The sequence below is a fragment of the Roseibium sp. TrichSKD4 genome, from assembly GCF_000148725.1.
In the GTDB taxonomy this organism is placed as follows: Bacteria; Pseudomonadota; Alphaproteobacteria; order Rhizobiales; family Stappiaceae; genus Roseibium.
Map to the genome: position 1 here is coordinate 24,488 of NZ_GL476321.1, position 8,203 is coordinate 32,690.

The following is an 8,203-nucleotide window of genomic DNA, read 5'->3' on the forward strand; positions in this document are numbered from 1 at the left end:
CGGAGCAGGGAACCTACCAGCTTGAGGATATGGCAAGGGCGGGAGCGCTTGTAACGCTCACCTATAACGGAGCCGTGCGCATCGAGCGCGGTCTGGTCCGACCAGAGGATTGCCAGAACGAGGAAGAAACGGGAGACGGCACCGGGGAGACCGGCGCTGAGGAACCGGAAGGGCAGGGGACGCCTGTACTCAAACACTCTGCTACCCTCATTGAGGATCTGACGGCACAGAAAACCGCCGCCCTTCGGATGGAGCTTGCGCAAAACCCCGATGTTGCCCTTGCCACTGTGGTTCACAGTTTCCTGTTGCGACTGGCCTATACCGGGTATGGGCTTCATGAGCATTCCGCCCTTGAGGTTTCTGTCACGCATACGGACCTGTCAGCTTCCATGAAGCAGCCGGACCAGTGCGCGGCCCTCGACAGGCTGGACCTTGCGGGGGAAGTGATCCGCGAACGCCTGCCAGTCAACCCGGCAGAGCTATGGGACTGGTGCATGGATCAAAGCCGCGCCTCGCTTCTGGAGCTGCTTGCATGGTCCGCAGCGCAAACGCTGAACGTGCCGGAAGGCAAGTTCCCGCGCACCAAACAGGCCGCGCATGGCAACCAGATCGGGACAGCGGTTCAGGTCAACATGCGGGATCATTTCAAGGTGACGGCGGAGAGCTATTTCCAGCATTTGCAGCGCGGGAGCATTCAGGCGGCAGTGACCGAGGCTTGCGGTGCAGACTTTGCCGATGGTATAGCCGAGATGAAGAAGGCAGAGGGTGTGGCATTTGCCGAGACCGCCCTGAAAGACAAGGATTGGTTGCCCGAGCCGATCCGTTGCGGTTCCGCCACAGTTCCGCAGCAGGACTACCAGACTTTCCATCAGTTTTCTGAGGCGGCTGAGTAGCCAGTCGTCGCCGGTCGCGCTCCCTAACGCGACCGGTTTCCTTTCGTAAAGGCGATTGAGAGAGGTCGGTGGGAGTTGCCCCAATGATCCGGTCCGCTGTCCGGGGTGTGATTGCCCGGTGGATCGACCACCTGACAATCACGCATGAGGGACGCCCCAAAGGCCCCGTCCCTCAAACTCCCGTCTCACCGATGGGCCTGTCAGAAGAATAGCGCGATTCCTGATTTTCCTGTCCGTGAAATCGTCGTTTGACGGACTGTCTCCACTGATAGCCTTAATCCTGCATATATGCTAATGTGGGTTTGTGTAGTTCTATGGAGATTCCCCCATGAGCCGTCTGACAATCGACATAACGGACCAGCAGCATCAAAGCCTGAAGGCGCTGGCCGCCTTGCAAGGCAAGACCATCAAGCAATACGCCTTGGAACGCCTGTTCCCCGGCGATGCTGATGCCGATCAGGCATGGCAGGAGCTGAAAACACTGCTCGAGAACCGCATCAACGATGGGCTTGCAGGGAAGGTTTCCACCAAGAACGTTAGTGAAATTCTGGATGAAGAGCTCTCCGGGAACCGCGCTTGACGGCCTACATCCTCACGGCGGAGGCGGAAGCCGATCTGCGCAGTGTCATTCGCTACACACGCAAACAGTGGGGCGCTACACAGGTGCGCCACTATATTGCCAAGCTGGAACAGGGCATTGCCAACCTCGCCGCCGGACAAGGCGTTTTCAGGGACATGAGCGAACTGTATCCCGCGCTGCGGATGGCACGTTGCGAACATCACTACGTTTTTTGCCTGCCGCGTGAGCGCGCGCCGGCCTTGGTCGTGGCGATTTTTCATGAGCGCATGGATCTCATGACGCGACTGGCAGACAGGCTCAGTGCAAGAGAGGTTTGAAATATTCCAGCCTCCATCACTTCGCGAGCCGCTACATGTAGGGCTGGTATTAGGGGCAGACTTTTCCAAAAGGGCGTTGTACTTGGCTCACCAAGCTGTTCCGGCTGCTTTCCCCTGGGGCAGCGGTATGATGTTGTTAAAGAACAACAGGATGCCCAACTTCCCTTGCAGCTTCGTGCTGCAAGGGCCTTTTCCGGCTTCCGCCCCTGTTGATTTCCTGACCGCAGAGCAAAGCCCAATGAACAGCCTCATCATAGTCACGATCCTGCTCTGCGCGGTGCAGTGCGAACCTGCAAAAATCCGCATCTGGGATGGTGATACATTCCGGATTGGAAGTCGCGGCGGCGAGGCTGTGTGGATCTTCAACATCGATGCGCCGGAAAATGCCGCTTTGAGGCCGATCTGGCGCAGAAGTCGAAGAAGCGGCTCGCAGCGTTGCTTGAAGGCGGCAAGGTCCAAATCCTGCGTCAGGATACTGACCGATATGGCTGCACGCTGTCGTTCGTTCGTGTGAACGGGCGCGACGTTGGGGACATGCTGGTAAGGGAAGGGCTGGCCCGAACATGGCCAGATTCGGGGGGCGGGCGACGGGAGCCGTGGTGCTGAGACCGGTTCCGATGGTCCCTTGCCGTCAGTGCATTGAACCGGACGAAGCTGACAGGGCCGTTCATGACACTCCGCCGTGGGTGTTGTTCCTGATGCCCGTTCGCAGGCGCTCGCGATTTGCGCAAAGCTGCGGTCCAGAGTATTTCCCCGGCCTTGCGGCCTTCCTCGCGGAAACCAAATAGTCCGGCCCTTCGCTTCCTCCGCTGTGCTCCGGCCTGCGGTGCGCATCGCTTCACTGCCTGCCCTTGAACGCTCATCGCAACACACAAGGCGGAGTATCAGACATGAACATCACCAATTACATCCAGTTCGAGAATGCAGACCTGACAGTAGCCATCGGAACCGGCCTCATTTCCACTCTGGACCGCGACATCGATATCCGGGTGGTCCCCTTCGTCTCCGACAACGACAAGGCCCCGACGCACCGCGTCTATGCGAAGTCCCCTCGCGGCCATGACATCGAGGTTGGCGGTATCTGGAAGAAGACGAGCCAGGACGGCAAAACCTACTACACGCTGTCGATCCGCAAGCTCCAGTACAATGCGAACCTTGGCCGGTATCCGGGACAGAACGATCCATCCCTTCAGGCGGTCATTGAGTGGGACCCCCGCGACTGAGGATCAGCCAGCGCCCGGATCGTCCGGGCGCACCCTTTCTGCGAGGGTGCTGTATTCTCTTGCAGAGCCTTTTCCAGCCCGAAGGGTCGGAACCTGTTTTGCCTTCAAAGCAGGTGGAGCGGTCCGGAGGCTGAACGCGCTCCCCATCCTGACCAGATGACGATCACTTGCACCGAATTCGGGGCTTTCTGAAAATGCTCTTTTGAACGAGCAACGGAAAGGACGCTTTCATGTCGGAAGGAAAAAAGTTCATTGGCCTCGACGTTCACCAGGACACGATAGCCATTGCAGTCGCGGAAAGTGGTGTTGACAAGGAAGTTCGTTATTTCGGTACGATTGCCAATCGACTGGACGATTTACACACTGCTCTTAAAAAGATTGCGCAAGGCGGTGCTGAGCTTCATGTCTGTTACGAGTCTGGGCCGTGCGGATTTGTGATTTATAGATTTCTCGCAAAGATCGGCGTGGATTGCATGATAATTTCTCCGTCGTCTATGCCACGGCGGCCGGGAGATCGTGTAAAGACCGATCGGCGTGATGCGCAGGCATTGGCGCGCCTGCTCCGCGCTGGCGAGTTGGTGGCGGTATGGGTTCCAGACGAGGCGCATGAAGCGGTTCGCGATGTGGTTCGCGCCAGACGCCAAACGAAAGATGAGCTCGGCTCGGCAAAGTCTGCCCTAAAGAGCTTTCTGCTGCGACATGGTCGGCGATTTACTGGCAAGGCGATCTGGAGCAAGGCGCACTGGCGATGGTTGTCCGAACAGAAATTTGCTTTTCCTCATCAGCAATACGTCTTCGAAGAGTACAAGCGCCGTATTCACGAGCTTATAGATCGCTGCAAGCGGTTGGAGGATGTTTTGAAAGATGCCGTTTCTGGCTGGGTGCTTGGCCCCATGGTCGAGGCGCTTCAAGCTTTGCGCGGTGTCAAGCTCATTGCCGCCGTCACACTTGTTGCCGAAATCGGGAACTTGCGGCGGTTCGACAGCCCCAAACAATTGATGTCGTGGCTCGGCCTGGTGCCGGCCGAATATTCAAGCGGTAAGAGAATTAAACGCGGAGAGCTCACCCGGGCTGGCAACGCTGCAGCCCGGACGATGCTTATTGAGTCGGCGTGGCACTATCGCTTTCCGGCCAAAGAAGGTCGCGCCCTGCTAGAGAGGTCGGCTGGAATTCCAGAACACATTAAAGCAATCGCGTGGAAAGCACAGGTTCGACTATGTGCGAAATTCCGCAGATTAGCCGCCACTGGAAAGCAAACAGTGAAAGTCGTGGCAGCGGTGGCGCGAGAACTTGCTGGTTTTGTTTGGGACATTGCCCGGCATACTCCCCCGGTTTCCGTTGAAACACGGCGTTAGCGCGCGTAGGGCGAAGCTGGTCGGGGTTGCGCAGCCCTGCGCGCGCGGACCTCTTATGCAATAGGAGTGATTTGGAACGGAAATGGATATAGGAGCTGGCTGGCGTGCTGCGCGGCCTGATTGATGTAGGATAATCCTCGGTTCGGCGCTGGGGCAGATTTAATCGATGCCCGTCATTTTGAAGGAGGAAGGTCCGCGACGAAATAGGGTCGTGCGGTAGCCAATCCGCGAATAGGTGCTTGATCAATCGTCGTCAGACAACAGCCGCGCAGTACACCAGCCAGGTCCTCTGTCTTGAAACGGCATCAATTTTGGTGCCAGAATTACTATGAGCACAATCAGGCGTGATCGTCATAGGGGATTGTGGGAAAGGCGGGTCACAGGCGAGATTGTTGCCACTCGCCGAGGTTCCCGCCGGTTAAAGTCCCAAATCAGTTTCCGGACCACTCATTGCTGTGGTCGCATCGATGCCGGTAAGTGCCAACTGGCGGAATATTCAGCTTACCATTTTTCCGGGTTCTGTTTATTTTGGTTCTTTACTGCCGCGAGGGCGGTCACGCTTCCCGGGAGAGGCGTCTGGCTTCACGTTTTGCTGTTTAGGGCCGGTTCAGTTTCCACGGTCGTTTGGTGTTCTTCCTCAGATTTGGCTTTCGTGTGTGCTTGGTGACCATCAGATGGGGTGAGCTGACTGACTATACCCAAGAGGTTGCGGATTGATTCATGGGGAAGATCACTTACCAGCCTAATGAGTTCCGCTCTGTCGTTTGCCTCCTGAGACGTCTTGCCAAACAGGTGCGGTGCGCAAGCATGGATCATCTCCAGCGGCTGGAACCCCAAAAGTTCTGACAAGTGGACCAGTCGCGATACGGTCAACCGCGATATATTGAGCTCGTACCTTCCATAGACCATGCGCGAAAGGCCGATCAAGGCGGCAAAGTCGCCTTTGGTCATGCCGGTTTTTTCCCGCCTTTCGGTCAGGAAGTCAGCCAGCTTTGCATCGATTTCTTCAAAGTTGACAACACCGTCGAACCCGGGTCTGCGATATAATGGCTTTTGGTAATATGGATCTGTGACCTGAACCAGTTCCCTTGCGCTTTTATAGTCGGTCAGATCCCGCCTCTTCCGCATTGCCTCAGCTCACTCACTCACCTACGCACCCAATTTGATGCACCATAACGGGCGCTTTGTACCTTGTCATCCTGCGGACAGTTTCCAGAAAGTGAAGGGAGGGGAAGCATTGAGTTTAGTCGATAAAAGCTCTAAATGTTGGTGAAGTAGGTTAGGCAGGATACGCAAAAATGTTTTACATTTTTGCTGTCTATCGAGGCACGAGGCCCCGATGAGGTCGCCAAGGCTCCGAAAAGAGATTGAAGGCGCCCCGATGGGAGCGAGTGAAAATGAGGAAGGACGCAAGCAGTCGATGAGCAAAGACGCGGTTCAGATCGGAGTGGGAGCAGGTCGCAGAACCCGCTTGCTGAACGTGCGCGTCAGCGATGCGGAGCATGTTGCAATCTCGGAAGCTGCGAAGCAGGCAGGCATGAGCGTGTCAGCCTTTTTCGGGTCGCTGCTGCTTGAGGGAGCCGGTGTTCGTCCCTTCCTGACGGCAGATGACCGGCTGATCATGGCCGCGCTTTTGGAAGACATGCGGATGATCGGCATTAATTTGAACCAGGTTGCCCGTTCCTTGAACTCTGGAAAGAGCGTTCATCCGTCCGAGCTGGATATCAATCTTGGCAATGTCCAACGCATTCAGGCGGCTGTTTTGAGTGAGCTGCGGGCGCTGTCACGCCGTGCAGGACACGAACGGCGGGATATGAAGGACGGGGAGGATTGACCGGTGGAGGTCTTTTTAGGTGCTTTTACGAGTGAATGGGAGCAACGGCGTGCGGCGCTTTTGCATGACCTGACGCTTGGCGGACGCCGTGGTTCTGTCGAAGATGAGCTTGAAAAAAGACTGAAGGCGGTTCGGCCAGCCGGCGTTGATGCGGTCAGAGGTGGAGCTAGTGGCCGCGGTGGTTCTTCGCCGGAGCGAGGTTCAGTTTTATCGGGCGGTCGGTCGGGCGGCAGCGTGGGCCGCTCGATGGAGGCGCGTCTTGGCAATGTTGCAAAGGGTAGCCAGCCTGCCGTTGTGAAGATGGCATCCTATGGCGGGGGGGCGCGTGTTGGTGCGATGCTCAACTACGTGTCCCGTGGGGGCGAGCTGAAGGTTGAAAACGAGAACGGCGAGAAGCTGCGCGGTGCTGAAGAATTGGCGCAGGTGCGTGGGGACTGGAACCATCTGTTCCAGAACCGGGCCGAGAGCCGGGATATTGGTTCCTTCAGTGTCGATGCGGGGATACCGGCTCCCGGTGCAGATCCTCACGAGCATATACGCGACATTCTGAATAGCGGGTTTGGTGATCGCCGGTATGCGTACACGGTGGAGCAGCGCAAGGATGGTTCTTTGGACGTTTCCGGGTATGTGGTGTTGCGGAGCGGCACGGGCGAGCGGTTAACGGCGGATGCCAAGGCGGAAAGCATAGTTCAGGAGCGCTACAATGCCAGTGCAAATGCGAACGAGTTCCCGGCGACGTTTTCGTTCCATGGGTCTGGCAACGGCGTTGACTACGGGACGGCCAAGCTTCGCGGATTGATTGGAGAATGGGGCTGCATTCGGGATGATCAGGGCCGATTGATCACGAATGACAAGCAAGCTGGCGACCTTGTTCAGAAGGAATGGCGTGACGAGCTGCACAGCCGCAAGAGCCGGGATGTGATGCATGTGATCCTGTCGGCGCGGGCGGGCACGGATGCCAAAGCCTTCGAGGGCGCTGTTCGCGACTTTCTGGCAGAGCAGTATGCGGGCCATCGGTATGTGTTTGCGATGCACGATCCGGCAAGCGATCCGAAGGAAGCGAGTGAAGGCGGCAAGCGTCCGCATGTTCATGCCCATGCCATTGTCACCATGCGCTCAGAAGCAGGCGAGCGGATCGAAACGACACCAGCAACGTTCCGCCAGTGGCGGGAGGTGATGGCTCAGAAGGCGCGCGATCACGGGATTGCCATGGAGATGACGGATCGGCGTGAGTTTGCGGCCCCGCCTGCCTATACGCAAAATCAGGTGCGGCCAGTTGTGCAGGATGGCAATCGGGACAGTCAAACGGATGGGCGAACGGATGGCCGAACGGAGCACGAGGGAACCAGCGAGGCGGCGCAGGTGCGTTATGACGCCAAGCGGTCCGGGCGGCGCATGACGGCAACGAGTCGTCGAAGCCGCCAGTACGCGGTTCAGGCTCAGGAAACCTGGGAGAAGATTGCGGTCAATGCGTCGGACGCCAAGGTTGCGGCCTATGCGAGCGCGCATCACTCCTATCTGGAGCGTGGATTGTCGCTGGCGGGCGAGCAGTCGAGCGGTTCGGTCATTCATGCTGAATTTGGCGGCGGCCACCGCGCCAATATGAAAGCTGTTGGAGACATTACATCGGAGGAATGGAACATGCGCGAGCAAACCCGTCCCGATTTTGAAGCCTATGCAAAGCGGGTCGAAAAGGCCCTGTTCAAGTTGCAGAACGAAGCAGGACCGGAAGACCGGAAAGATGTTGAGGAAGTCAGCGAGCTGGCGAGAGAGGTTGTTGGGTATCGTCGGCAGATGCTTGAACTTCGGGAACAGCGCAGTGCGGAACAGGGTGACACCCAAAACAGTTCCGGCAAGTCGCCCGTCTCACCGGACACGACGGACGGCAATCAACGGGATCTGGCGGCGGAGCCGGACGGAGACCGGTCGCGGGAACCGAATGATCGTGCGGGGGCAGGCGAAGCTACCCGCAAGGATCAGGATCGTGTACCTAAGGAAAAG

At 57.5% G+C, this 8,203-nt stretch carries 11 protein-coding genes and 1 pseudogene; 11 read left to right on the forward strand and 1 reads right to left on the reverse strand.

The genetic code is table 11. The features are described from left to right. The 9 genes and pseudogenes from TRICHSKD4_RS26405 to TRICHSKD4_RS26430 all read left to right on the forward strand — a co-directional run. Positions 1 to 893, forward strand: a pseudogene (locus TRICHSKD4_RS26405) (transcriptional regulator); the annotation flags it as partial. 83 nt (positions 894 to 976) lie between these two features. Next, the gene (locus TRICHSKD4_RS31905) at positions 977 to 1,105 is read left to right on the forward strand and encodes a rev protein (RefSeq protein WP_139052318.1); all 129 of its coding nucleotides are present in this window, start codon (positions 977 to 979) and stop codon (positions 1,103 to 1,105) included. A 116-nt stretch (positions 1,106 to 1,221) separates the two neighbouring features. After that, positions 1,222 to 1,473 (forward strand): antitoxin, encoded by a 252-nt coding sequence (locus tag TRICHSKD4_RS26410; RefSeq protein WP_009469533.1) that lies wholly within the window; start codon positions 1,222 to 1,224, stop codon positions 1,471 to 1,473. Further along, on the forward strand, positions 1,470 to 1,790 hold the full coding sequence (locus TRICHSKD4_RS26415; RefSeq protein ID WP_009469534.1) for a type II toxin-antitoxin system RelE/ParE family toxin: 321 nt from the start codon (positions 1,470 to 1,472) through the stop codon (positions 1,788 to 1,790). The genes TRICHSKD4_RS26410 and TRICHSKD4_RS26415 overlap by 4 nt, the downstream gene beginning before the upstream one ends. A 127-nt stretch (positions 1,791 to 1,917) precedes the next feature. After that, positions 1,918 to 2,304: a hypothetical protein gene (locus tag TRICHSKD4_RS31910; protein ID WP_247642877.1), complete on the forward strand. Its 387-nt coding sequence runs from the start codon at positions 1,918 to 1,920 to the stop codon at positions 2,302 to 2,304. Continuing rightward, a complete protein-coding gene (locus tag TRICHSKD4_RS31915) occupies positions 2,226 to 2,396 on the forward strand; it encodes a thermonuclease family protein (protein ID WP_247642875.1) in 171 nt (56 codons plus the stop codon). Before TRICHSKD4_RS31910 ends, TRICHSKD4_RS31915 begins: the two co-directional genes overlap by 79 nt. Next, entirely contained in the window at positions 2,390 to 2,578 is a 189-nt protein-coding gene (locus TRICHSKD4_RS29885) for a hypothetical protein (protein ID WP_139052319.1), read from the forward strand. The genes TRICHSKD4_RS31915 and TRICHSKD4_RS29885 overlap by 7 nt, the downstream gene beginning before the upstream one ends. A gap of 102 nt (positions 2,579 to 2,680) precedes the next feature. Continuing rightward, positions 2,681 to 3,013: a DUF736 family protein gene (locus tag TRICHSKD4_RS26425; protein ID WP_009469538.1), complete on the forward strand. Its 333-nt coding sequence runs from the start codon at positions 2,681 to 2,683 to the stop codon at positions 3,011 to 3,013. 230 nt (positions 3,014 to 3,243) lie between these two features. After that, positions 3,244 to 4,368 carry an IS110 family transposase gene (locus TRICHSKD4_RS26430; protein WP_009469541.1) on the forward strand — a complete coding sequence of 375 codons (1,125 nt, stop codon included), beginning with the start codon at positions 3,244 to 3,246 and terminating at the stop codon, positions 4,366 to 4,368. A 582-nt stretch (positions 4,369 to 4,950) separates the two neighbouring features. Here the strand turns inward: TRICHSKD4_RS26430 and TRICHSKD4_RS26435 are convergent. Further along, complete coding sequence (locus TRICHSKD4_RS26435) at positions 4,951 to 5,496, reverse strand: helix-turn-helix domain-containing protein (RefSeq protein ID WP_009469542.1); 546 nt, start codon at positions 5,494 to 5,496, stop codon at positions 4,951 to 4,953. A gap of 292 nt (positions 5,497 to 5,788) precedes the next feature. On the opposite strand from TRICHSKD4_RS26435, the gene mobC reads away from it, so the two are divergent. Next, positions 5,789 to 6,202, forward strand: coding sequence for a plasmid mobilization relaxosome protein MobC (gene mobC, locus TRICHSKD4_RS26440; RefSeq protein ID WP_040617645.1), 414 nt, complete (start codon positions 5,789 to 5,791; stop codon positions 6,200 to 6,202). 3 nt (positions 6,203 to 6,205) lie between these two features. Next, on the forward strand, positions 6,206 to 8,203 hold a 1,998-nt coding region (locus tag TRICHSKD4_RS31035; protein WP_050763554.1), incomplete at its 3' end, for a relaxase/mobilization nuclease domain-containing protein.